The sequence below is a fragment of the Brevundimonas sp. DS20 genome (assembly GCF_001310255.1).
GTDB classification, from domain to species: domain Bacteria; phylum Pseudomonadota; class Alphaproteobacteria; order Caulobacterales; family Caulobacteraceae; genus Brevundimonas; species Brevundimonas aurantiaca.
In genome coordinates this window covers 1,754,318-1,775,591 of the sequence record NZ_CP012897.1, presented here as the reverse complement: position 1 = coordinate 1,775,591, position 21,274 = coordinate 1,754,318, and the positions used below count along the sequence as shown (strand labels likewise).

The following is a 21,274-nucleotide window of genomic DNA, read 5'->3' as shown; positions in this document are numbered from 1 at the left end:
GTACCCGCAGCTTTTATGCTGTTGATCTTTCTAGGCTTTCATTTGACGCGTCGCTGAGGCATTTTTCAACCAGTAGGGGTGCACTCGCTTCGTGGTCGTGGGGCGCCGGAGGCGAGGGAGTAACTGGAGACATGGACGCCAGACACACCCAGACGGCGAACGCGGTGCTCTCCTCTAGCCTGCGGCTGATCCGGTCTCATCGGCGGATGCGGGCCGTGGACATCGCCCAGGGCATGAACATGGCGTTGCGGTCCTATGAGCATTTCGAGTCCGGGGCCGGTCGGATCAACCTCGAGCGCATTCATCGTTTCGCCGAGGTCACCGACAGCGATCCGCATGGGATTCTCGCCGCCCTCGCCCTCGGGTCGCCCGCTTTCGCCTTGCGGTGCGCCGACAACAAATTAGCGACCATCCTCGCCGTGGCGCTGCAGGAGTTCGACGAAGAGGCCGGAGACGCCATCGCCGATCTGGACGCCCGCACCATCATTAACGCCTTCACCAAAACTCTGAAGGACCTCGCCGATCAGTCCGTCAGGCGCGACGCCGAAGCCGAGGCCTGGCTTGAACAGCGTCGGGGACGGTTGATGGCCCCTGCCGGTGAGGATGGGACCGGCGACGGCGCGTAGCGGACCCTCTCCACGGTCGTAGACTTGCGGTCCGACACTCGCGGAATGGCGCGCGGGACCCATTGCGCGGTTGGATTCGGGGATGAAAGTCCTCACGCCCTATCCCGTCGCCGTCTCCGCCTCACCTTGCGACCGTCTTTCGGATCGCCAACGGGAATGTCTGGATCTGGCGGCTCTGGGTCTGACCTCCGCCAGGATCGGCGATCGGCTCGGCCTGTCGCCCCGAACGGTCGACGAGCATCTCATGGCCGCCTGTCGCGTCCTAGGCGTCCGCACCCGCGTCCAGGCCGTCGCCCGCCTCGCTGCGGTTCAGCGACCGCCGGAACCCCGGCCCTTCCTACCGTAAACGCCCGGCGGGAGGGTCGCGGGTCGCGGCGGCCGGCACTCATCGGCTTTGCTCGGGGCTCACGATGGAGCCTCCCTTGCTGGACCTCGCCCTCATCCTCAGCCTGTCCCAAGCCTGCGCCCCGCAGGTGGCCCCCGAAACCCTGGCGGCCGTCGCCTATGCGGAAAGCCGCTTCAATCCGAACGCCATCGGGGTCAACCGCGGCCCCCGGCCGGCGCGGACGCCACGCGACGCCGCCGAGGCGGCGCGCGTGGCGCGCGACCTTCTGGCCCGAGGCGCGAACCTCGATCTCGGCGTGGCCCAGATCAACAGCGACAACCTCGACTGGCTCGGCCTGTCGGTCGAGGCGGCCTTCGATCCCTGCCGAAACCTCGCCGCCGCCGGTCAGGTGCTTCGCGCGGGCTATCGGCCGGCCGAGGGCGTCGATCCGCAGACGACGTTGAGGATCGCCCTCTCCCGCTACAACACCGGTCATCCCGAGCGCGGCTTCCGCAACGGCTATGTCGCCCGGGTCGAGGCGGCCGCCGTCCGCCTCGGCGTTCAGGCCTTGCGCCCCGTCCAGCCCCTTGCGACCGCGCCGCTGCCCGACCCGGTCCAGACCGCGCCAGCGGCGGACTGGGACGTCTTCGCGCGCGCCCGGACCAGCCTGGTCCTGACCTTCACCGCCACCCAGACCGGGAGTTCTGAATGACCGCCTCCGTCTCCTCTCGCCGGTTCGGCGCCGTCGGCGCCATCGCCCTGGCGACCAGCCTGATCCTGGTCCAGCCGGCCTTCGCCTCCGCCAACGTCGAAGGCCTGCTTCAGAACGTCGTCGACATGCTGACCGGCAACACCGCGCGGCTGCTCGCCGTCCTGGCGGTCGTGGTCGTCGGCATTCTCTGGATGTTCGGCCTGTTCGACCTGCGGCGCGCGGCGATCGTGGTGCTCGGCATCGTGGTCGTCTTCGGCGCGGCCGAGATCGTCAATCTGATCACGGGCGGCGCCTGATGGACGACGCCCTCCCCTGGGTCGTGATTGGATCGGCGTCAGCGCTCCTGGCCCTTGTCCTGATGCTCGGCCTGAAGCTGATCTCGCCCAAGCGCTTCGCCCAGATCTTCGCCGGGCTCGCCTCCGGCGTCGCCATCGGCCTGGCCCTGTCGCGCCTGTCCGCCGGAGGCCCGCATGGCTGAAGAGCGACTGACCGAAGACCCCTTGTTCCTGGCCTGCACCCGACCGGCCATGATCCTTGGTGTCCCCATGGAAGCCATGGGCGTCAACGTCATCCTATCGGGCGTCGTCTTCCTGGTCGGCGGCAGCCTGCTCTATCTGCTCGTCGCGCCGGCCTTGCACCTGGTGTTCCGGGCGATCTGCCGGGCGGACCACAACGCCTTTCGGCTGCTGTTCGTCTATGTCGACACCAAGGGCCGGTCGCGCAACGCCGCGCTCTGGGGCGGCAGTTCGGCGACGCCGCTTCCGCTGATCCGGCGCTATCGTCCGGCGGAGCTGGCCCGTGGCTGAGGGCGGCGTCAGCGCGATGCGTCTGCGGCGCGAGGCCGACGCCCGGCCTCATCTGCCCTACGCGCGCCACGTCTCCGACGCCGTGGTGGCGCTCGACAACGGCGCCCTGATGATGGTTTTCCAGATCGACGGGGCCAGTTTCGAGACCGCGGACGCGCGCGATCTGAACGACTGGCACGTCAAGCTGAACCAGGCCTGGCGCAATCTGGCCGACGATCGCCTGGCGGTCTGGCACCATGTGGTGCGCCGCCCGGCCAAACTCGAGCGGTCCTCCGGCTTCCGCTCGGACTTCGCCGGCGAACTGGGCGCGCTCTACGACGACCGGGTCGCGGAGCGTCAGCTCTGGGTCAACGAGCTCTTCGTCACCCTCGTCCTCCACCCGGGCCGCGAGACCGGCGATCGCGCCGCAGCCCTGGCGCGTCGTCTGAAGGCGGCGCGGCGGGCGGAAGCCGAGGTCGAGACCGCCCACCTCCAGCGGATCGAGGAAGCGGGCCGGGACCTGATCCAGTATCTCGACCGCTACGCGCCGCGCCGGCTGGGCCTGTATGAACGCGACGGTCTCTGGTTCTCCGAGCCGATGGAGGTGATGCGGCTGGTTCTGACCGGTCGTCGTTCGGCGGTTCCGATCGTCTTCGGCCACCTCGGCGCGGCCGTTCATACGGTGCGCGCCATCTTCGGCCGCGAAACCCTGGAGCTGAGGGACGTCGCCGACGCCCGCTACGCCGGCGTCCTGGCGGTGAAGGAATATCCGGCGACGACCCGGCCGGGGCTGTGGGACGATCTGCTGAGCGTCAGCTTCGGCTTCGTGGCGAGCCAGTCCTTCGCCTTCCTGTCCAAGGCCGCCGCGCGGACGGTGATGGAGCGCAAGCAGAACCAGATGGTCTCCGCGCGCGATCGCGCCGCCTCCCAGATCATCGGCCTGTCGGACGCGCTCGACGACCTGGTCAGCAACCGCTTCGTGATGGGCGAGCACCAGGCCTCCATCCTCGTGCACGGCGATACGCCGGCGGCCCTGGCGGACCACCTGTCAAAGGCGCGCGCCATCCTCGCCGATTCCGGCCTGGTCGTGGCCCGGGAGGATCTCGGACTGGAGGCGGCCTTCTGGTCCCAGTTCCCCGGCGCCTTCGCCCGCCGCACCCGGCCCGCCGCCATCACCTCGCGGAATTTCGCGGCCCTGGCGCCGTTCCACGCCCATCCAGTCGGCAAGGCGCGCGGCGCCCACTGGGGCGAGGCCGTGGCGGTGCTGCGCACCACGGCTGGATCGCCGTTCTGGTTCAACTTCCACGTCGGCGATCTTGGACACACCTTCATCTGCGGGCCGTCCGGATCGGGCAAGACGGTCGTCCAGAACTTCATGCTGGCCCAGCTCGAACGCTTCGACGCCCAGCAGCTGTTCATCGACAAGGACCGGGGAGCCGAGATCTTCGTGCGCGCCTGCGGCGGCACCTATCTCGCCCTGCGCAACGGCGAGCCGACGGGCTTCGCCCCGTTCAAGGCGCTCGACCCGACGCCGGCGAACCGCGCCTTTCTGGTTCGCCTCGTCCGCGCCCTGGTCGATCGTCCCCACGAAACCCTGACGGTTCCGGAGGCGCGCGCCATCGATCAGGGCGTCGCGGCGCTGGAGGCCCTGCCTCGCGAGCGCCGATCCATCGCCGCCCTGCGCAGCCTGCTCGGCCAGGGCGACGTCGGGGGCGTGGGCGCGCGGCTGGAGCGTTGGCAGCGCAGCGGTCCGCTGGGCTGGGTGCTCGACAATGAGGAGGACGCCCTGAGCCTGGAGGCGCGGTTCGCCGGCTTCGACATCACCCAGATGCTGGACCACGACGAGGTTCGCACGCCCGCGATGTTGTATCTGTTTCATCGCATCGCCGAACGCGTCGATGGCCGACGCCTCGTGCTCGACATCGATGAGTTCTGGAAGGTGCTGGACGATCCGGCCTTCACCGAGCTCGCCCGGGATGGTCTCAAGACCTGGCGCAAGCAGAACGCCCTGATGGTGTTCGGCACCCAGTCGCCGGCCGACGCGCTCCGCTCGCCCATCGCCCATGCCATCCTCGAGCAGTGCGCGACCAAGATCTTCCTGCCCAACGCCCACGCCCAGGCCCGGGACTACATCGACGGCTTTGGCCTGACCCAGGAGGAGTTCCGGCTCGTCCGCGAGGTGCTGACCCCGGAGTCGCACCGCTTCCTGGTCAAACAGGGACACGACAGCGTGGTGGTCGAGCTCGACCTGCGCGGCATGGACGACGCCTTGGCCATCCTGTCCGGCCGGACCGAGACCGTCGCCTTGCTCGACCGTCTGCGCGCCGAGGCGGGCGACGACTACGCGCAATGGCGCGCCCCCTTCCATGACCAGAGGAGGTTCCTGTGAGAGCCCGAATCCTGTCCGCCGCGGCCGTCGTCGCCCTCGTTGTCGCTGGCGCTCCGGCCGCCCGGGCCCAGCAGATCGTCCACGACCCGAGGGCCCTCGCCCAGATGATCGAGGAGGCGCGCACCACCCTGGATCAGTTGAAAGCGCTGCAGACCCAGGTCGAACAGGGCCAGCGGCTGTTCGACAGTCTCAACGACCTGTCCGACGTCAACGCCCTGGCCGGCGAGCTCGGCCTGCCGACCGTGCGCAATCCCCTGCCCGATATGCGGTCGCTGCGAGCGGCGGCGAACGGCGACCTCGGCGCGCTCGGTGACCTGGCCGACCGCGCCGACGCCATCCGTCGCGACACCCGACTGTATACGCCGCCGACGGGCGATCTGAGCCCGGCCGGCGCCTATTACCGGGACAGTCTCGAGCGAGCGGGCGCCCGCACGGCGCGCGATCTCGCCGTGGGCGAGGCGGTGGCCGGAGCCGCCGACCGGCGGCTTGAAGGTCTGGAGACGCTGCGCTCGGCGCTCGACACCGCGCCCAACGCCCGGGCGGTGATGGATCTGGAGGCGCGGCTCGCGGCGGAACAGGCCCTGATCCAGAACGAACAGGTGCGGCTGCAAGGCCTGGCCCTGACCCAGGCGGCGGAGGCCCGGCTGGAGGAGCAACGCGCCCGGGAACGCGCCGAAGCCGCCCGTACGGCGCGCATGAGCGTCTACGAGAGGGCCTTCCAGTGACGCGGATCGCCCTGTTCGTCGCCGTCGCGCTCGCCGGCTGCAGTGCGCCGGACCGAACCGCCGAGAAATTCGCGGCCGACCCGGACGCGGCGGCCCGGGTCGTGGCCGCCTGCGACGCCGGCCGGACGGAAACGGAGTGCGACGCGGCGCGTCGCGGCCTGGCCGAGGCCCGGCGCGACGCCCGGATGGGCGCCTATGAGCAGGCTTTCTGAGGACCGGCCATGAGCTTCCGCGTCTTCGAGCCCAGCTACGACTTCATCGACGAGCGGTTGAACGTCTTTCTCGGCGACCGGCTGTCCTCGGTCATCGCCGAGGTCGAAGGACCGCTGCGCATCGCCCTGGTCCTCTATGTCGTGCTCTACGGCGTCGCCATCCTGCGCGGCGCGATCAGCGAGCCGGTGATGGATTTCGCCGTTCGCTCGCTGAAGCTGGCCTTCCTCTATCTGCTGGCGACGACGGCGGCCTATTCCACCTTCGTCACCGAGCCGTTGTTCACCGGACTGCCCAACGCCCTGACCCGGGCGGTCAGCGGTGCGGATACGCCCAGCGTCGGCGCGGCCTTCGACCAGTTCTTCGCCTACGCCGCCTGGCTGGGCGAGGACATCTCGCGCGACGCCTCGGCCTTCAATCCCGGCCCCTATGTGGTGTCGGCGGCGGTCTTCCTCGTCGGCGCCCTGGCCGCGGCCCTCGGCTTCGGCGTGGTGCTGGTGGCCAAGCTGGCGCTCGCCCTGCTCGTCACGCTCGGCCCGATCTTCATCGCCTGCGCCCTCTTCGACGCGACCCGGCGCTTCTTCTTCGGCTGGCTCAGCCAGGCGGTGAACTATCTCGTCCTGTTCGCCCTGATCATCGTCATCTTCCAGCTCGTGTTGTCGCTGGTGCGCGATCAATGGGGCGCGATCCAGGGCGCCGATCCGATGATTGGCGGCCTGATCTTCATCGCCCTGTGCCTGCTGGGCGCGATCTTCTTCCTGCAAACCCCCGCCATCGCCGCCGGGATCGCCGGCGGCGCTAGCGCCGGCCTGGCCGACTTCGCCAACGCCGCCGCCCTGGGCGGAAGCGGCTCGGGCCGCGCCCAGGGTCCGCAGGAATCCAGCCGCCAACCCCCGAGGAGCGGCGGCTCCATCCGACCGAGAGGCGCCTGACATGACCTACCGCTCACTTCTGCTCGCTAGCCTGTTGCTGCTGGGAGCCTGCGCCCACCGCGGCGATCCCTCGCTGCCGACCTGCGACGGCTCCGCCCGGCGACCGGCCAACCCCTACGGATCGGTGCTGACGCCCGCGTCCGAGCCTCCCGCCGAATCCGTCGCCTCACCGGACACGGGAGGCTGCGCATGAGCGGCGTCCACTCCTCAGAGCTGCAGCGCTATTTCGTCGAGGCGCGGCGCTGGGACCAAGACCGCCTGGCTTCGGCGCTCCGCTCACGCCGCCTGGCCTGGTCCGCCGCAGCGCTCGCCACGGGTCTGGCCGTGGTCTCGACCGGAGCCGTCGCCCTGCTGACGCCGCTCAAATCGACCGAGCCCTTCGTGATCCGGGTCGATCAGGCCACCGGCGCGGTCGACGTCATGCGCGGCCTCTCCGCCGAGGACGGGCCGGTCCGTTACGAGGAAGCGGTCAGCAAATATTTCCTCGGACAATATGTCCGCCAGCGGGAGGGCTATCTCGATCCGGCGGCGGAGGACGCCTTCCGGCTGGTGTCCATCCTGTCCGCGCCCGGCGAGCAACGCCGTTGGGCCGATCTATTCCGGGGTTCCAACCCGGCCAGTCCGCAGAATCTCTACGGTCCGGACGGCGAGGCCATCGTGGCGATCCGCGCCATAGGCTTCATCAACGACGGCGTCGCCAATGTCCGCTTCCGACGCACGGTCCGACAGGACCAGCAGACCGTCGAGAGCGACTGGATCGCCACCATTGCCTTCACCTACACGCGCGCGCCGATGTCGGAGCCTGACCGGCTGAGGAACCCTCTCGGCTTCCAGGTGACCTCCTACCGCGCCGATCCGGAGGTCATCCGATGACACGTCCCCTGCCGGCCCTGGCCCTGATCGCCGGGCTTGTTCTCGCCGCCCCGGCGATGGCGCAAACACCCCCCGATCCCCGGATCCGGGAGGCCGTCTACGACCCGACGGCGGTCTACCGCATCGCCGGCGCCTTCCGGACGGCGACCCAGATCGTCTTCTCCCCCGAGGAGATCATCCGCCACGCCGCGATCGGCGACAGCGTCGCCTGGGAGGTGGCCGCCGAAGGGTCGGTGCTGTTCCTGAAGCCGCGCGAGCGCCATCAGGCGACCAATCTGCTGGTGGTCACCGAGCGGGCCGGCGTCATCCGCCACTACGCCTTCGAACTGGTCGCGCGCGACCCTGGCGACCGCGCCGCCCTCGCCTATCAGGTGCGCTTCCGCTACCCGGCCGACGATCAGGCCCAGACCGCCCGCGCCCTTGCCGTTCAGGCCGAGGCGGTCGAACAGCGCCTGATCGGCCTCGAACTGGACCGCGGCGTGCTCGAGGGTCCGCGCAATCTGGCCTGGTCCGCACAGGGCGACGCGGCCCTGCAGCCGAGCGAGGTCAGCGACAACGGCCGCTTCACTATCCTGCGCTTTCCGGGGGTTCAGGCCTTGCCGGCCCTGTTCGAGGTCGCCGAGGACGGCTCGGAGCGGCTTATCCCCTACGACGTGCGCGGTGAGTTGGTGGTCGTCCACGGAGTCGCGCGCGGCCTGCGGCTGAGACGCGGATCATCGGTCCTCTGCCTGTTCAACGACGCCTTCGATCCGCGCGGCAGGGGCCTGGGCACGGGCACGGCCTCGCCTGTCGTCGATCGGGCTCCCCTCGGAGATCCGTCATGACCGGGGTCGCGGCGCCGCCTCCGGACGAGAGTCCGTCCCCGGCCTCGACGGCGGCGGACCGCGGCGTCTCGCCGATCGCCGGACGGTTTGGCGGACCGCGCGGCAAGATGATCACCCTCGCCGCGCTCGCCGCCGGTTGCGGCGTCTTCCTGATCGCGAGCTGGGATCGGGGCGACCGCGACGCCGAAGGCCCGACGACGCGTGATGACCCGCCGCGCCAGACCGCGCCGTTCGAGCCCGCGCGTCGCGACCCGGCGCCCTTGCTCAGCGACCCGATCGTCGATCCCCAGGCCCCCGTGCTCGACGACGGGCCTTCCGTTCCGCCGATCGAGGCCGGACCTCAAGGCGCGCCCCGCTCCGGTCCGTCGCCAGCGGAGGAACGACGCGCTCTGGCTGAAAGCGCGCGGCGGGCGCCGCTGCTGGCCTACAGCCGGGCGGGCGGCGGCTCCGCTATTCCTCCGCAGGCACCGGCGCCCGGCGCGCCTGCGGGACCGCAGACCTCTCTGGACCAGCTCAGGCAGGTCACCCCGGTCGGTCAGGCCCGCGCGCACCGCCTGCCCGACCGCAATCTGCTGATCACCGCCGGGACCAGCGTCCCCTGCGTGCTGCAGACGGCCATGGACAGCACCACTCCGGGCTATGTGACCTGTGTCCTGTCCCGCGATGCCTGGTCCGACAACGGCGCCGTGGTGCTGATGGAGCGGGGCACCCGGGTCCTCGGCGAGTATCGCGGCGGCCTCCAGCAAGGCCGGCGCCGTCTGTTCGTCCTCTGGACCCGGGCGGTGACGCCCACGGGAGTCGCCGTCGCCCTCGCCTCGCCGGCCGCCGATGCGCTCGGCCGATCCGGCTTCGACGGCGTGGTCGACACCCGCTTCTGGGATCGGTTCGGGGGCGCGCTGCTGCTGTCGATCGTCGACGACGGCGTCTACGCCGCCGTGGGCCGCGACGACGGCGGCGCGACCGCCCGCCTCCCGTCCGACGCGGCCGGGGTCGCCCTGCAGGGCTCGGTCGATATCCCGCCGACGCTGCGAAAGGGCCAGGGCGCGGAGGTATCGATCTTCGTCGCCCAGGATCTGGACTTCGCCGGCGTCTATCGGCTGCGATCCCGGTGATGGACGACACCTCCGTCCTCGATCACTACCTCGCGCCGCTGCGCCCCTTTCTGGAGCCGGAGACGGTGACGGAGGTCGTCGTCAACCGTCCCGGCGAGGTCGGGGTCGAAGCCGACGGCGTCTGGCGCTGGGCCGAGACGCCGGAGCTGACCGAAGCCTGGCTGCGCACGCTCGCGATCGCGGCCGCCGCCTACACCCGACAGGACGTCAGCCCCGAACAGCCAATCTGCTCGACCACCCTGCCCGGCGACATCCGTTGCCAGATCGTGTTGCCGCCCGCGGTCGCCGACGGCGGCCTGTCCCTGACCCTGAGAAAGCCGTCGCGGCGACGCCTGGGCCTGGCCGAGTTCGCGGCGGCCGGCCTGTTCGACCAGGTCGCCGACGCCCGCGCCGAGACCGCCGATCCCGTCGATGCCGAGCTGACGCGCCTGCGCGAGGTCGGAGATTGGCCGGGCTTCCTCACCCTGGCCGTCACCGCTCGCCGCAACATCCTGATCTCGGGCGCTACCGGCTCGGGCAAGACCACCCTGGCCAAGGGTCTGATCGCCCTCATCCCCGATCATGAGCGTCTGCTGACGATCGAGGACACCCGCGAGTTCGTGACGCCCCACCGCAACGTCGTCCATCTGGTCTATTCCAAGGACGGCCAGGGTCTGGCCCGGATCGGCCCCAAACAGCTTCTGGAAAGCGCCCTGCGCATGCGGCCGGACCGCATCCTGCTTCAGGAGCTTCGCGACGGCACGGCGTTCTTCTACCTGCGCAACGTCAACTCGGGGCATCCCGGTTCGATCACCACCGTGCACGCGGATTCGGCCGCCCTCGCCTTCGAGCAACTGACCTTGCTAGTGCGGGAGTCCGAAGGCGGGCGCGATCTGCCGCGCGAGGATATCCGCGCCCTGTTGCACCTGCTCGTCGATGTCGTCGTCCAGATGAAGAAGGTCGACGGCCGGTTCCGTGTGACGGAGGTCTGGCATGACCCGGTTCGCAAGCGCCAGCCCGGCGACTAGGGCGGCGCTGATCGCCACCGCGGCTCTCGGCGCCGCCGTGGTCCTGGGCGTCCTCACCGTGACCATCGCCCTCATCGGCCTGGGTCGGTTCTCCGGCGACATCGACCCGACGCGCGTCCCCGGCTGGCTCTGGTACTACCGTCACGATCCCGAGGTGCGACGCTGGCTGACCGTGGGCCTGTCATGCGCGGGTCTGGTCGGCGGGATCCTCATCGTCGCTGTCCTGCTCCGCCAGAGACGCCCTCTGCACGGCGCCGCCCGATGGGCGTCGGCGGCCGAACAGAGCCGCGCCGGTCTCAGATCGCGCTGCGGCGTGGTCCTGGGCCGGGCGGACGGGAGGTTCCTGATCGCCGACGGCCCGGAGCATGTGATGCTCTACGCCCCGACGCGCACCGGCAAGGGCGTCGGCGTGGTCATTCCGAACCTGCTCGCCTGGCCGGACTCGATCGTGGTGCTGGACATCAAACGTGAGAACTATCTCGCCACCGCCGGCTATCGGGCCGAGGCCGGCCAGACGGTCCATCTATTCGATCCGCTGGCGCCGGACGGCCGCACCGCCCGCTTCAACCCGCTGGATCACATCGACCGTTCGGACCCGATCCAGGTGCTGGACGAACTCCAGCGCATGGCGGCGATGCTGTTTCCAGCCCATGACAGGGCCGATCCCTTCTGGGCGGAGGCGTCGCGCACCGGCTTCATCGGCGTCGGCGGCTATGTCGCCGCCACGCCCGATCGCCCCTTCACCCTCGGCGAGATCTTCCGCCAGCTCACCGCCGGCGACGCCCGCGCCCGTCTGCCCCGCATCGTTGCGGCGCGCGCGCGGGAGGGACGCCCTCTTCCGGGGCCCGTCGTCGCCGCCCTGACGGACTTCACCAGCTCCAGCGAGAACACCTTCGCCTCCGTGCGTCAGTCGATCACCACCCGGATGGGCCTGTGGCTCAACCCCCGGATCGACGCCGCCACCTCGGTCTCGGATTTCGACCTGCGCGATCTGCGCCGCGGGCGGCTCTCCCTCTATCTGGGGGCCACGCCGGACAACATGCTGAGGATACAGCCACTCTACGCCCTGCTCTTCCAGCAGCTGGTCGATCTCAACAGCCGCAGCCTTCCGGCCCCCGCCGACCGTCCCACCCTCGTCATGCTCGACGAATTCGCTCGCCTCGGCCCGGCGCCGGTGCTGGCCCACGCCTTCGCCTGGGTGGCGGGCTACGGGCTGCGTCTGCTGGCCGTGCTTCAGAGTCCCTCCCAGCTCCGGGCGCTCTACGGACCCGATCTGGCCGAGGACGTGATGACCAATTGCGGCATCGAGATCGTCTTCGCGCCCAAGGAACTGAGGATCGCCCGGGAGCTCAGCGAACGGCTGGGCTATTATACGACGGACGGGCGAAGCCGCAGCCGGCCGACCGGCCTCGCGCGCGGCCGACGCAGTACGACCGTGTCCGATCAGCGCCGGGCGCTGATGCTGCCCCAGGAGCTCATGCAGCTTCCGCAGACCGCCCTGATCGTTCTCAAGGCCGGCCTGCCGCCCGTTCGCGGCATCAAGATCGCCTACTGGCGGGAGCGGATCTTCCGGCGCCGTCTGCGTCCCCCTCCCACGCCCGCGCCGACGGTCGATGCGCCGGTCGTCCCGTCCGCTCTCGAGGAGGACCCCATGGATTTCGACGTCATCGCCCGCGCCTTCGCCGCCGAAGGCCTTCCTCCGCCCCCGCCCGACGCGGATGAAACCGATGTCGCGGCCTGGCTCGACCGCGTCGTCGACGCCACCCCGCCGGAGCGCGAGCCATGACCCCGCCAGTGTCCGCGCCGGCGGCCAACCGCCTGCGGCCCGCGCCCGGCGCAGCCGCCCGCTCGACCGCCAAGGGCGACGTGCCCGACGCGGTGCTCGACCGCTATCTGGTCGAGCGCGATCTCAGGGGCCGGGCGGAGCGGTTCTTCCGGGATCATCGTGCCCCCGCGCCGATGTTCCGCGACCGGGGTGGATCGCTCACCTCGACCCAGGCCTATCCCGACGCCGTCATCGACATGCTCAAGATCGCACGGCACCGCGGCTGGGAGCGGATACAGGTCTCGGGCGACCCCGCCTTCCGGCGCGAGGTCTGGATCCAGGCCCAGAGCCTGGGTCTGGAGGTCCACGGCCATCGGCCCAGGGACCGCGATCGCCAGGCGGCCGGGATCGACCGGGCCTCCTCCCAGAAGCCCCTCCAGGATCCGCTCGCCGAGCGGCTCGCCCGCGCGGCCGTGGTGGTGGCCCGTCTCATCCCCGATCCCGCCATCCAGACCAGGCTGCTGGAGGCCGCCTGGGCACGCGCCGGCCGCGCGCGTCCGACGGAACGGGACACGACGCGCGACCGCGAGCGGCGGCGCTAGCGGTCGCGCCTAGAAATTGTTCTTCAGATACGGCGACACGGTGAAGGCCGGGAATCCGACGCCGTCCCTCATCCGGTTGATCAGGTCCCAATACATGCCCAGCGCCAGCGGATCGCGGATGTCCGCCGGAACATCGAAGCTGTAATCGCCCTCGAACCGGGCGCCACGTCGCTAGGCCCGGGCGAACTCCGGCGAGAGGTAGGCGAACAGGGCCCGGCGGATCTGGTCCAGGAACTCGCCGATGGTGCTGGCATGATAGGAGAAGACGTCGGTGTAGAACCACTGCTGGAAGTCCGGCAGGGACCGATAGACCATCCCCTCATCGATCTCATGGCCGTGCCGCGCGAGCATCGCCCTGATCTGCTTCACCCGTGCATCGAGCCGGGAGAAGTTGTGCTTGTTGGCGTCGCCCACGATCTTGAGCAGCCAGATGCGGGAGACGCGCAGGTCCACCGACAGGTCGAGTTCGGGAAGCCAGACCTTGGGACAGAAGCACTCCGCGTTCAGCCAGTCCGCGAAGGCCGAGGCGGAAGCCGCCAGACCGGAGGCGTCGGCGCCCAGGGTCGGCTGACGGCCGATGGCGTCCAGATAGAACAGATAGGTTCGATCGGTCTCGCGCGCGTCTGCCGTCGAAGGGGCGAAGGCGAAGGGCAGCGCAGACGGCCGGGGCTGGGCCAGGAAATCCGCCAGCAGGATGGCGAAGACTCGTTTATGGGTTCCCGACTTGAACACCAGATTGGTCGGGCGGGAGGTCATCGGGTAGTCGAAGATCTCCAGATTGACCATGTCGTCGATCATGTCCCAGACCGCCTTCAGCAGGATCGCTTCCTGCTCGATCGGCGCGTAGCGCAGGATCACCGGGCCGTCGGGGCGTTGGCGCGGTCCGCGAGCGCCTCACAGGTGTCCATCAGCGTCTCGAAGGGCTCGGCGTCCGCCTCCAGCAGGCCGTCCTCGACCATCCGGCGGTAGTCGTCCCTGAGGGCCTCAAGCGAGGCGCCTTCAGGCTTCAGACGCAGCCCGCCCGTGACCGCCTGTCCATAGTCGATCTCCGCGCCGTCGGCGGTCTCGCGGAAGAACATCGCCTTGTGTCGCGCGACCGCCTCGGCGACCGCCCGATCCGCGATCGCGGTGTCGGCGAAGCCGGCCGCGTCCAGCCGCGACAGATCGTGCCAGTGGCGAGAGAAGCGATCGCCCCGCAGTCGTCCCTGCGCGCAATAGACATGGGCGGCGGTGGCCTTCTCCCAGAACGTCCGTTCGGCCGCCATCACCCGCGGCGTGGCGGTCGGGAAGACGATTCCTTGCAGATGAGCCGCCGCATCGCAGACCACCGGTCGCGGCGCGCTGGGCTCGCCGGTCGCCCGCGCGCCGAACTCGAGCATCACGCTGGGCGAGACGTAGCCGGTGCCGGTGCTGGTCGGCGCATAGTCGACAAAGGCTTTGGCGCCCTCGATCCGCACCGTGGCGCCGACGCCCTCGGCGGCGATCCGGGCTTCCAGAAGCGGCCGCACCTCGCCATCGACCCAGAGCGGCAACAGCCGCTGGACATCCCGGGACCAGCGCCGCTCCTCGGCGCGAGTCTCCGGCACCGGGTCTTCGGGCGCATTGGCCAGATCGGGAAGCAGGCGACGGATGTCCCAGGTCAGATCGATGTCTTCCGAGAACCGCTGGATGACGTCATAAGCCTTGGACAGGGACGTCCCGCCCTTGAAAACCAGGCCTTCACCCACGGGCGCCTCGAACAACGCGCTCAGGGCCCAGACAACCCAGACATCCTTCTCAAGGAGATGAGCGGGCCGGCCGGACTCCGACGCCGCCGCCGCGAGGGCTTCGGCCCGGTCCTCGGCTGAAAGCTGCAGGAAGGTCTCAGACATGGGCCGCCTGGCTGACCGACCGCGCCAGCCAGGTCGGCAGACGCGGTCCGACGGACACCAGTTCGCCGAAGGCGGCAGGCCCCAGTTTTCGTTTCAGGGCCTCCAGCGCCGTAGCGGCCTTCTCCGGCCCCAGCCAGGCCAGGGCGCGAACCGCTTCGCCGGCTGGACGATCGGCCAGGAGCAGCTGCCATGCGGGCGCGTGCTGAAACTCCACCGTCTGCTTGCCGACGTTTAGGAGCCGGCTCTTGCCGTTGGTCAGATAGACCATGCGGATCGGCACCTGGGTGGTCAGGCCCAGGGCGTTGGCGGCCGCCGCCCCATTGGAGGCGACGACCTCGCCACGCTGCTCGCTCACCGCGCGCACGACCGTTTCCACCGAAGGCGTCCGCGATCCGAAGCGGCTTTCCAGCGGACGCATGTAGACGCCGCGCCCGGCGCGCACGAGCCGCCCCCGTCGCACGAGGCGCGACAGGGCCTGATCCACCGCCGCGCGGCTGCCCAGATGGAGCAGCCCCTTGGCGGCGACCGGCGCGCCCTCCGGCAAGGCCTGGGCGCGCTCCATGATCTGTTCAGCGAGCACCTGCATGATCGTCTCCTTGTCAGAAATATAGTTCTGTTTCTGACACTCCGCAACCGAGCCCATGGAAACGCACAGCTTCATCGGCTTCGCTCCCGCCCGGTCGAGCGATCGACGGCCGCGTCCCTCAAGGCCTGGTCGCGGGTTTTCGGCCCGGGCCGCTCCCGCACGAACCGCTCCACCACCAGGGCCAGGGCGCGATCCGCCGGCCGATCGGACCGACCCAAGCGAACCGCTTCAGCGACCAGGGCGCGCCGCATCGCCAGCTCGCGCGCCTCGATCGCGTCCAACCACGGACCTCGACCGCCGCCCTCCCGAAGCGCATCGCGATAGGCGGCGGCGAGCGCGTCGGGCAACTCCCCCTTCCCGGCCAAGAACCGCTCTCGCATCTTGCGGATCGGCATCCGTTCGGCCTTGCGGGTCACGCCACGCGCGCGCCGCGGGGTGGCCTCCGCCTCGATGGACCGGTTGCGCAGCGCCCGGGCGAACCCCTCGCGCCAGATCTGCAGGTCGGCCTTTCGCGGATTGAGCCGTTCGCCGTCGCGTCCCAGCCGGCGCACCGTCAGATGCACGTGCGGGTGCCGTCCCTCGTCATGCAGGGCGAAGACATAGGCGAAGCGCTCGCCGAAGGTCTCGGCCGCGAACGCCCGGGCGGCGTCATGCAGACGCACCGCATCAGCCCCCGCCGGCATGCTGAGCACGATCGACAGGGAGATCGAGGCGTCGCGCCTGCGTCCCGGCTCCATCGCGAATTCCTCGGCCCAATCGCGGGCGAGCGCACGCACCTCGGCGCGGCCGTCCAACCGCTCCCCGTCCGGCCCTTCCAGAGCCACGGCGCCGTTGCGGCTGATGTAGTCGAGATGCGCCTTCAGGTGGTCGCCGTCCCGGGTTCGGCCGGTCACCTTGACCATCACCTCCGGCGCCCGGCGCGCGACGCGGACGAAACGAGCGACCGGATCCTGATCCCTGTTTCGGGACGGCCGAAGCACCGTGGGCGTGATCCGCGCGCGGCGAGGATCGACCGGCGGCCGCAACGCCTCCTCGAACCCACGCGGCGAGCGGAAATCGCTCACGGCCGCGCGGCCCAATAGGACAGGTTGCCGTCGAAGGCCTCGCCGAGCGCTTCCACCCAGGCCGCGATCTCGGCCTGGAAGGCGCCGAGCTGGGCCAGCTCAAGATCGAGCACCTGCCCCTCCATCACCGCCGTGTTCAGGGCGCGGGCGATCTGGTTGATGTTCACGCCGATGCGCCGCAGCTCGCGCCGCACCTCGATCAGCGCCAGGGCCTCGGGACGGCTGAACTGCGGACGATCCCGCAACCGCCGCCGGATGAGCGAGACACTCCATTGGGTTCGCGATAGCCCGACAGCGGCGGCCTCGGCCTCCAGGAGACGCAGGTCAGCCTCGCTGAGGCGCAGTGTCAGCTTGCCGGATCTGGGCGCGCAGACCGCCTCCAGCGACGTCGGGACGGGTGCCTGCGCAGCCCCCTCCATGAGCCGACGAAGCAAGCGGGAGCGCCCGCCCTGACCCGCCGCCGCGGCGTCGAACCGGCGGATCAGATCGGGCGAGACGCGAAGGGTGAGGCGGTTCATCGGGAGGTTGGTCTGTCAGACATTGCCGGCGCAAAGCCTATCCTGCCCTAGACCGTCACCACCCTCGCCCCGTAGGCCTCCGGTGCTGCCCGCCCTCCCCTCGGCGTCCGCTTCACGGCCGCTCGCCCGCCGCCCTGAAGGGCGCCCCAACCGAGGCGGCGCGACGCCGGGAGACGTCGCGTTTGTGGAGAACAGGGGATCGCGCCTAGGCTTGTGACGCGCGTTGTTCTGCACGCGCAGGTTTGCAGGATCCGGCGTCGTATCGACGGAGTGGCGAGACTATATGCCCGACGATTTCAGCCTGAAACGGTCAGCCCGTCTCAACGCGGCCTATGCCGACTACAGAGCCGCGCTCGATGCGTCGGGGGTCGCGAAACGCTTCATGCCGTATCGCTGGTGGACCCTCCCGAACCCCATCAGCGGCCTCTGGCTTGTGTACAGCAGCATGCTTGAGGACTACGCCACCGACCTCGCCAATGTGATCAACGACCTCACTCACCACGTCGCGCGTCTGCGAGCGTGGGCGATCATCGTCGAGCCGATGGATGATGACGCGAAGATGGAAGTCGCGCACGAGTTTATCGGCATCCTCGGCGTCGCCGCGCTCAGCGCGCCGTACGCGATCAAATCGCGCTTCGCGGTCGCGGCGGCCCACCTGTCCCACCAGGCGAACATGGCTAAAGACCTCGAGAACTGGAGAGACGAGTTTCCCGACAAGAACCTCTACTTGAACGACGTCGAGCCCTTTGGTCGCACCTGGGGGAAGTTTCTTCGCTTCAAGCTCAAGGTCGAACCCATCGCCGGCAGCGGCTTCAAAGCCCAAACCCACGACTTCCGGAACGCCTACAACCACCGCTTCTCACCCCGGCTCCTTCTGGGGCTGAGCAATACGGTGACCCGCTACGTCGATGGGGCGACGGGCGTCGTGAGCTACGGAGTCGGCGGAACGCCTCCTCTCGATTTGAACAAGGTCGCAGATTTGCTGCAGCTCGAGTGCGACCAATGCTACGTCGCCTTCGACGCCTTCCAAGCGCTGGTCGGGGAGCAGGTGGAAGCCATCACCAAGTTCGAGGCAAAGAACGCTCCAGAAGCGAAAGCCGTCTGATGTTGAACCAGGCCTACTTCGAAATGGGCGACGTTCCAGCCGTCGCGGGCCAATCTTGGATCCCCCTTAGAGCCAACCACGATGTTGATCTGGAGGCGCCCGAGGACCTGAGATCGGCGAAGCGCTTTGCGGGTGTCGCCACACTGGCGGTTTACGCCGGGAAAGAGGAAAGCGCGGCACGTCTGAACTGGGGCGACCTGAGCCTCCAGCCTCATCGCGCCTTCGTCTGGAACGGAGAGTACCATCCCGCCGACGTCTACTTGGACAATCGCTTCGACGGGCCGCTGGGGATCAACCTCGTCATAGATCAGGACCTCGAAGGCGCGGCGGACGGCGTCTGGCACCTTCACCCTGATCTGGTCCTGGCCCTCCGTCTGAGCCGCGATGGCGACACCTGGTTTCGGCCTGACGAAGGCTGGGCGGAGGTCGTACGCCTCATCCGCGATGAAGATCGCCCGGTTCGATTGGAGATCCGCGCCGAGTTTCTTGCCGACTATCTCGCTGCTCGTTCGATGAAACTCTACCTGTCCAGCTACCACGAGCGAGTTGTCGAGGCGGATGAGGCGCCCAGCTTCTCTTGGCCCGAAGAGGGGTACAGCCTCGAGAACAATCGCGACACGCATGAGGGCCGGATCGCCCCCAGACGGAAGTTGGGATTGGGCGGCGACGGGTTCCGGATCGCCGGCGTCTTATGGCGAACGGAGTGGTTCGAGCCAGGCGATTTCAGTCCGCGCGTCCGCGGCGATCGCGATCCCAACCCGATTGCATTTGCGTCAGGACCTCGCGGTGAGCGTGTCACCGCCGATGCGTTGCAGAGAGGCATCGACTGGCTTTTCTTCGAACCAACTCTGGTCGGGCATCTTTTGCGACACCGCGGCAGCCGGCTGCAGTGGGCCAGCGCAGAAACCGGCGCCGTCGGGGCAGCTGAGGCGCCGCTGCATTTCGGTTTGAATGAGCGAGGCCTCATCAATGTATTCGCCAAGGATGTCGGTCGCCTTCAGGCGTGGGAACAGCGCATCTGGGCTGCTCACAGCGTGGCTGAAGACGGCGGCGTTTCCGCCGAGCTCTTCCAGGTTCAGATGATGGTGAACCCGGCGGATACAACTGCCCCGGAGCATGTATTGCCAGAAGTGCTGGGTGCGTTCGAGGCGACATTCCGAGACGTGTTCGGAAGCGAGATTCTGCGCCCACATCAGTCAGTCAATGATCTGCTGAAGCGATCGCACCGGTTTCGTGCAGCGGAACCCGACGGTTTGCTATCCCTCGCGAAAGACGTCACGCGCTTGTTCATCGAGCGAGTAGATGTCGACGCCGTTCGCAACGCCGCCGTTGCGCGTGGCCATGTCATTGGGGGCGTCAAGGCGCTCAAGGCGCTTGAAGCCCTCGCGTCCACCGGTGTCGGCGAGATGGCGGCGAAGGCGCTCATGGCGCCGCTGTTCGGCCTCTATGATCTGCGTCTGGCCGATGCTCATCTCGGATCGGACGTCGCTTCGGCGCTCGACCGACTTCGCGTCGATCCGAAGGCCCCGGCAGTGATCCAGGGGCGTACTCTTCTGGAAAACGTCGTGATCGCGGTATCGGCGCTGACTGAGGCCATCGCGGCCCAACCCGGTGGGTCCGCGGCGTAGTCCATTGCGGTTCTGGCAACTTCTGGGTCCGCAATCGGGCGGTTAATCAGCCTCAGGGCGGAGGCTGAAGCGCCTTTAGGTGATCCACGGCCTTCTGCGCATGAGAGGCGGCCGAGACGACAAACCGTACATCGTCCTTCAGGACCTGCAGCCAGTTGGCGATATAGGCGGCATGGTCCTCGCGCGGTTCCAGGGCGAGCCCGAGGTCCGCGCAGAGGAAGGCGGCCCCCAGTTCGGCGACAAGTTCCTCGCGAGCGTAGCCCGGATCGCCGAAACGCTGCCGGCCGAAGTCCCGGTCCAGGCGGCTGGGATGACGCGTCCAGTGGGTCATCTCGTGGCAGAGCGTGCTGTAATAGGCATCCGCCGTCTCGAAACATTCGAACGGCGGCATCTGCACATGATCCGGACCCGGGGCGTAATAGGCGCTTCCACCGCCGTGACGAATGTCCGCGCCGCAGTGCCTGAAGAAGGCGTCGATGCGCGCGATCCGCTCGTCCGGATTGATCTCGATCGTCTCCGGCTCGCCGTAGCGATCTGGCAGGCCCTCGATCTGATCGACGTTGAAGACGGTGTAGGCCTTCAGGAACGGGATGCGCTGCTGGACGTCGGCTCCGGTGTCGTCTGTGTCCTCCCGGACGATCTGGTTGGCGTAGACGACCGTCGCGCCGCGTTCGCCCTTGCGGACGTGGGCGCCGAGGGCCAGCGCCTGGCGGAAGGTCATCCAGGTCGATCGGCTGAAGCCACGGCTCGCGGCCTCGCCCCAGAGCAGGACGACATTGATGCCGTTGTATGGCGTGCCGTCATGGCGCAGCGGGCGGCTGACGGAGCTCTTGGCTTTCCACGGCTGGGTCCAGGGGCGAACGCCGGCTTCGAGCTGGGCGATGATCTGTTGGGTGATCCGGCTATGGATGTCCGGGCGTGCGGGATCGGCGGGGCGCGTCATGGCGGCCTCCTCGAGAGGGATTTTCGGATGAAGGAGCGGCGGCGCGGTTCCCGCGCCGCCGCGGCTCTTGGGTCAGCGGGACCAGATCAGGCTGTGTCCGCCCTCGACCTCCACCAGGGAGGCGTAGATCGGCGCCGGGAAGCTGGGATCGTCGAGCTTGACCGAGAGGTATTCGCGGTTCTGCTGGCTCGTCTTCTTCCAGGCGGCGCCGAACTCGGTCTGGCCGGCGAAGATCCGGAAGTCGGGAGCCTTGTCGTCGGTCTTCTCGTTCGGCCGCAGGACCGCCGCCTTGACGTTGAGGGTGAGGGTCTTGATCGAACCGGTGTAGCCGTCGCCTTGGGCGGTGAAGGTGCCGATGGTGGCCATGTCAGTCTCTCCTTTGCTTCGGGCCACGCCTGTCGCGGCCTCGATGGCGATCGGGAGACCGGGGCCCGGGCGGCGCGCAGGGAGAGCGAAGCGAGCCCCCGCAGCGAAGCGAAGGACCGCAATGAGAGACTTTCTTGTTTCGCGAGGAAGGCCGTCAGGCCGGGGATGAAAGTCGAGCGAGCGGTTGCGCCAGCCGACCGGGTTTCGGTCAGATCCGCCTCATCGAGAGGCCGCGCCGACTGGCGCGATAAGTATGCGAGACAATGGCCGCCCCAACCGCCCCGTTCGCGCGCCATCGGCACTACG

25 protein-coding genes are annotated in these 21,274 nt (G+C 69.0%); 18 read left to right on the top strand and 7 right to left on the bottom strand.

The window, feature by feature from the left end; translation table 11 throughout:
• Positions 1-131: 131 nt before the first annotated feature.
• From JL11_RS08610 to JL11_RS08535, 16 genes are all read left to right on the top strand, one after another.
• Positions 132-626 (top strand): XRE family transcriptional regulator, encoded by a 495-nt coding sequence (locus JL11_RS08610; RefSeq protein ID WP_197273291.1) that lies wholly within the window; start codon positions 132-134, stop codon positions 624-626.
• An 82-nt stretch (positions 627-708) separates the two neighbouring features.
• Positions 709-972: a helix-turn-helix domain-containing protein gene (locus tag JL11_RS08605; RefSeq protein WP_054765311.1), complete on the top strand. Its 264-nt coding sequence runs from the start codon at positions 709-711 to the stop codon at positions 970-972.
• 76 nt (positions 973-1,048) lie between these two features.
• A complete protein-coding gene (locus tag JL11_RS08600; protein ID WP_054765310.1) occupies positions 1,049-1,663 on the top strand; it encodes a lytic transglycosylase domain-containing protein in 615 nt (204 codons plus the stop codon).
• A complete protein-coding gene (locus JL11_RS08595) occupies positions 1,660-1,959 on the top strand; it encodes a TrbC/VirB2 family protein (protein ID WP_054765309.1) in 300 nt (99 codons plus the stop codon). Before JL11_RS08600 ends, JL11_RS08595 begins: the two co-directional genes overlap by 4 nt.
• Positions 1,959-2,141: a hypothetical protein gene (locus JL11_RS08590; protein WP_054765308.1), complete on the top strand. Its 183-nt coding sequence runs from the start codon at positions 1,959-1,961 to the stop codon at positions 2,139-2,141. Before JL11_RS08595 ends, JL11_RS08590 begins: the two co-directional genes overlap by 1 nt.
• Positions 2,134-2,469 (top strand): type IV secretion system protein VirB3, encoded by a 336-nt coding sequence (locus JL11_RS08585; RefSeq protein WP_054765307.1) that lies wholly within the window; start codon positions 2,134-2,136, stop codon positions 2,467-2,469. The genes JL11_RS08590 and JL11_RS08585 overlap by 8 nt, the downstream gene beginning before the upstream one ends.
• Positions 2,462-4,837 carry a VirB4 family type IV secretion/conjugal transfer ATPase gene (locus tag JL11_RS08580; RefSeq protein WP_224761366.1) on the top strand — a complete coding sequence of 792 codons (2,376 nt, stop codon included), beginning with the start codon at positions 2,462-2,464 and terminating at the stop codon, positions 4,835-4,837. Before JL11_RS08585 ends, JL11_RS08580 begins: the two co-directional genes overlap by 8 nt.
• Positions 4,834-5,562 (top strand): type IV secretion system protein, encoded by a 729-nt coding sequence (locus tag JL11_RS08575; protein ID WP_054765306.1) that lies wholly within the window; start codon positions 4,834-4,836, stop codon positions 5,560-5,562. The genes JL11_RS08580 and JL11_RS08575 overlap by 4 nt, the downstream gene beginning before the upstream one ends.
• A complete protein-coding gene (locus JL11_RS08570) occupies positions 5,559-5,774 on the top strand; it encodes an EexN family lipoprotein (RefSeq protein ID WP_054765305.1) in 216 nt (71 codons plus the stop codon). The genes JL11_RS08575 and JL11_RS08570 overlap by 4 nt, the downstream gene beginning before the upstream one ends.
• Positions 5,775-5,783: 9 nt before the next feature.
• Positions 5,784-6,704: a type IV secretion system protein gene (locus JL11_RS08565; protein WP_054765304.1), complete on the top strand. Its 921-nt coding sequence runs from the start codon at positions 5,784-5,786 to the stop codon at positions 6,702-6,704.
• A 189-nt stretch (positions 6,705-6,893) separates the two neighbouring features.
• Positions 6,894-7,577, top strand: coding sequence for a virB8 family protein (locus tag JL11_RS08560; RefSeq protein ID WP_054765303.1), 684 nt, complete (start codon positions 6,894-6,896; stop codon positions 7,575-7,577).
• A complete protein-coding gene (locus tag JL11_RS08555) occupies positions 7,574-8,401 on the top strand; it encodes a TrbG/VirB9 family P-type conjugative transfer protein (protein ID WP_054765302.1) in 828 nt (275 codons plus the stop codon). The genes JL11_RS08560 and JL11_RS08555 overlap by 4 nt, the downstream gene beginning before the upstream one ends.
• Positions 8,398-9,513 (top strand): type IV secretion system protein VirB10, encoded by a 1,116-nt coding sequence (virB10, locus tag JL11_RS08550; protein ID WP_197273290.1) that lies wholly within the window; start codon positions 8,398-8,400, stop codon positions 9,511-9,513. Before JL11_RS08555 ends, virB10 begins: the two co-directional genes overlap by 4 nt.
• Positions 9,513-10,520, top strand: a complete 1,008-nt coding sequence (gene virB11, locus JL11_RS08545; RefSeq protein ID WP_054765301.1) for a P-type DNA transfer ATPase VirB11 — start codon at positions 9,513-9,515, stop codon at positions 10,518-10,520. The genes virB10 and virB11 overlap by 1 nt, the downstream gene beginning before the upstream one ends.
• Positions 10,486-12,306: a type IV secretory system conjugative DNA transfer family protein gene (locus JL11_RS08540; RefSeq protein ID WP_054765300.1), complete on the top strand. Its 1,821-nt coding sequence runs from the start codon at positions 10,486-10,488 to the stop codon at positions 12,304-12,306. Before virB11 ends, JL11_RS08540 begins: the two co-directional genes overlap by 35 nt.
• A complete protein-coding gene (locus tag JL11_RS08535; protein WP_054765299.1) occupies positions 12,303-12,887 on the top strand; it encodes an LPD7 domain-containing protein in 585 nt (194 codons plus the stop codon). Before JL11_RS08540 ends, JL11_RS08535 begins: the two co-directional genes overlap by 4 nt.
• A 171-nt stretch (positions 12,888-13,058) precedes the next feature.
• Here the strand turns inward: JL11_RS08535 and JL11_RS08530 are convergent, their stop codons facing one another.
• The 5 genes from JL11_RS08530 to mobC all read right to left on the bottom strand — a co-directional run bounded on the left by JL11_RS08530 (position 13,059) and on the right by mobC (position 16,926).
• Positions 13,059-13,745, bottom strand: coding sequence for a hypothetical protein (locus tag JL11_RS08530; RefSeq protein ID WP_054765298.1), 687 nt, complete (start codon positions 13,743-13,745; stop codon positions 13,059-13,061).
• Positions 13,742-14,758, bottom strand: a complete 1,017-nt coding sequence (locus JL11_RS08525) for a nucleotidyl transferase AbiEii/AbiGii toxin family protein (RefSeq protein ID WP_054765297.1) — start codon at positions 14,756-14,758, stop codon at positions 13,742-13,744. The genes JL11_RS08530 and JL11_RS08525 overlap by 4 nt, the downstream gene beginning before the upstream one ends.
• Positions 14,751-15,344 carry a DUF6088 family protein gene (locus JL11_RS08520; protein ID WP_054766883.1) on the bottom strand — a complete coding sequence of 198 codons (594 nt, stop codon included), beginning with the start codon at positions 15,342-15,344 and terminating at the stop codon, positions 14,751-14,753. The genes JL11_RS08525 and JL11_RS08520 overlap by 8 nt, the downstream gene beginning before the upstream one ends.
• 71 nt (positions 15,345-15,415) lie before the next feature.
• Complete coding sequence (locus JL11_RS08515; protein ID WP_054766882.1) at positions 15,416-16,408, bottom strand: relaxase/mobilization nuclease domain-containing protein; 993 nt, start codon at positions 16,406-16,408, stop codon at positions 15,416-15,418.
• Positions 16,405-16,926, bottom strand: a complete 522-nt coding sequence (mobC, locus tag JL11_RS08510; RefSeq protein WP_054765296.1) for a plasmid mobilization relaxosome protein MobC — start codon at positions 16,924-16,926, stop codon at positions 16,405-16,407. Before mobC ends, JL11_RS08515 begins: the two co-directional genes overlap by 4 nt.
• Positions 16,927-17,209: 283 nt before the next feature.
• On the opposite strand from mobC, the gene JL11_RS08505 reads away from it, so the two are divergent.
• Positions 17,210-18,031: a hypothetical protein gene (locus JL11_RS08505; protein ID WP_054765295.1), complete on the top strand. Its 822-nt coding sequence runs from the start codon at positions 17,210-17,212 to the stop codon at positions 18,029-18,031.
• Positions 18,031-19,659: a hypothetical protein gene (locus JL11_RS08500; RefSeq protein WP_054765294.1), complete on the top strand. Its 1,629-nt coding sequence runs from the start codon at positions 18,031-18,033 to the stop codon at positions 19,657-19,659. The genes JL11_RS08505 and JL11_RS08500 overlap by 1 nt, the downstream gene beginning before the upstream one ends.
• 52 nt (positions 19,660-19,711) lie before the next feature.
• Here the strand turns inward: JL11_RS08500 and JL11_RS08495 are convergent, their stop codons facing one another.
• Positions 19,712-20,602: an ArdC family protein gene (locus JL11_RS08495; protein WP_054765293.1), complete on the bottom strand. Its 891-nt coding sequence runs from the start codon at positions 20,600-20,602 to the stop codon at positions 19,712-19,714.
• Positions 20,603-20,674: 72 nt separating this feature from the next.
• Positions 20,675-20,968, bottom strand: coding sequence for a DUF736 domain-containing protein (locus JL11_RS08490; protein WP_054765292.1), 294 nt, complete (start codon positions 20,966-20,968; stop codon positions 20,675-20,677).
• Positions 20,969-21,274: the final 306 nt, after the last annotated feature.

What these genes read in the sequence shown, in the direction of transcription:
- JL11_RS08610 (WP_197273291.1), top strand. Translation starts at nt 132, where the DNA reads ATGGACGCCAGACACACCCAGACGGCGAACGCGGTGCTCTCCTCTAGC.
- JL11_RS08605 (WP_054765311.1), top strand. Translation starts at nt 709, where the DNA reads ATGAAAGTCCTCACGCCCTATCCCGTCGCCGTCTCCGCCTCACCTTGC.
- JL11_RS08595 (WP_054765309.1), top strand. Translation starts at nt 1,660, where the DNA reads ATGACCGCCTCCGTCTCCTCTCGCCGGTTCGGCGCCGTCGGCGCCATC.
- JL11_RS08590 (WP_054765308.1), top strand. Translation starts at nt 1,959, where the DNA reads ATGGACGACGCCCTCCCCTGGGTCGTGATTGGATCGGCGTCAGCGCTC.
- JL11_RS08585 (WP_054765307.1), top strand. Translation starts at nt 2,134, where the DNA reads ATGGCTGAAGAGCGACTGACCGAAGACCCCTTGTTCCTGGCCTGCACC.
- JL11_RS08565 (WP_054765304.1), top strand. Translation starts at nt 5,784, where the DNA reads ATGAGCTTCCGCGTCTTCGAGCCCAGCTACGACTTCATCGACGAGCGG.
- JL11_RS08560 (WP_054765303.1), top strand. Translation starts at nt 6,894, where the DNA reads ATGAGCGGCGTCCACTCCTCAGAGCTGCAGCGCTATTTCGTCGAGGCG.
- JL11_RS08555 (WP_054765302.1), top strand. Translation starts at nt 7,574, where the DNA reads ATGACACGTCCCCTGCCGGCCCTGGCCCTGATCGCCGGGCTTGTTCTC.
- virB10 (WP_197273290.1), top strand. Translation starts at nt 8,398, where the DNA reads ATGACCGGGGTCGCGGCGCCGCCTCCGGACGAGAGTCCGTCCCCGGCC.
- virB11 (WP_054765301.1), top strand. Translation starts at nt 9,513, where the DNA reads ATGGACGACACCTCCGTCCTCGATCACTACCTCGCGCCGCTGCGCCCC.
- JL11_RS08540 (WP_054765300.1), top strand. Translation starts at nt 10,486, where the DNA reads ATGACCCGGTTCGCAAGCGCCAGCCCGGCGACTAGGGCGGCGCTGATC.
- JL11_RS08535 (WP_054765299.1), top strand. Translation starts at nt 12,303, where the DNA reads ATGACCCCGCCAGTGTCCGCGCCGGCGGCCAACCGCCTGCGGCCCGCG.
- JL11_RS08525 (WP_054765297.1), bottom strand. Translation starts at nt 14,758, where the DNA reads ATGTCTGAGACCTTCCTGCAGCTTTCAGCCGAGGACCGGGCCGAAGCC.
- JL11_RS08520 (WP_054766883.1), bottom strand. Translation starts at nt 15,344, where the DNA reads ATGCAGGTGCTCGCTGAACAGATCATGGAGCGCGCCCAGGCCTTGCCG.
- mobC (WP_054765296.1), bottom strand. Translation starts at nt 16,926, where the DNA reads ATGAACCGCCTCACCCTTCGCGTCTCGCCCGATCTGATCCGCCGGTTC.
- JL11_RS08505 (WP_054765295.1), top strand. Translation starts at nt 17,210, where the DNA reads ATGCCCGACGATTTCAGCCTGAAACGGTCAGCCCGTCTCAACGCGGCC.
- JL11_RS08500 (WP_054765294.1), top strand. Translation starts at nt 18,031, where the DNA reads ATGTTGAACCAGGCCTACTTCGAAATGGGCGACGTTCCAGCCGTCGCG.
- JL11_RS08495 (WP_054765293.1), bottom strand. Translation starts at nt 20,602, where the DNA reads ATGACGCGCCCCGCCGATCCCGCACGCCCGGACATCCATAGCCGGATC.
- JL11_RS08490 (WP_054765292.1), bottom strand. Translation starts at nt 20,968, where the DNA reads ATGGCCACCATCGGCACCTTCACCGCCCAAGGCGACGGCTACACCGGT.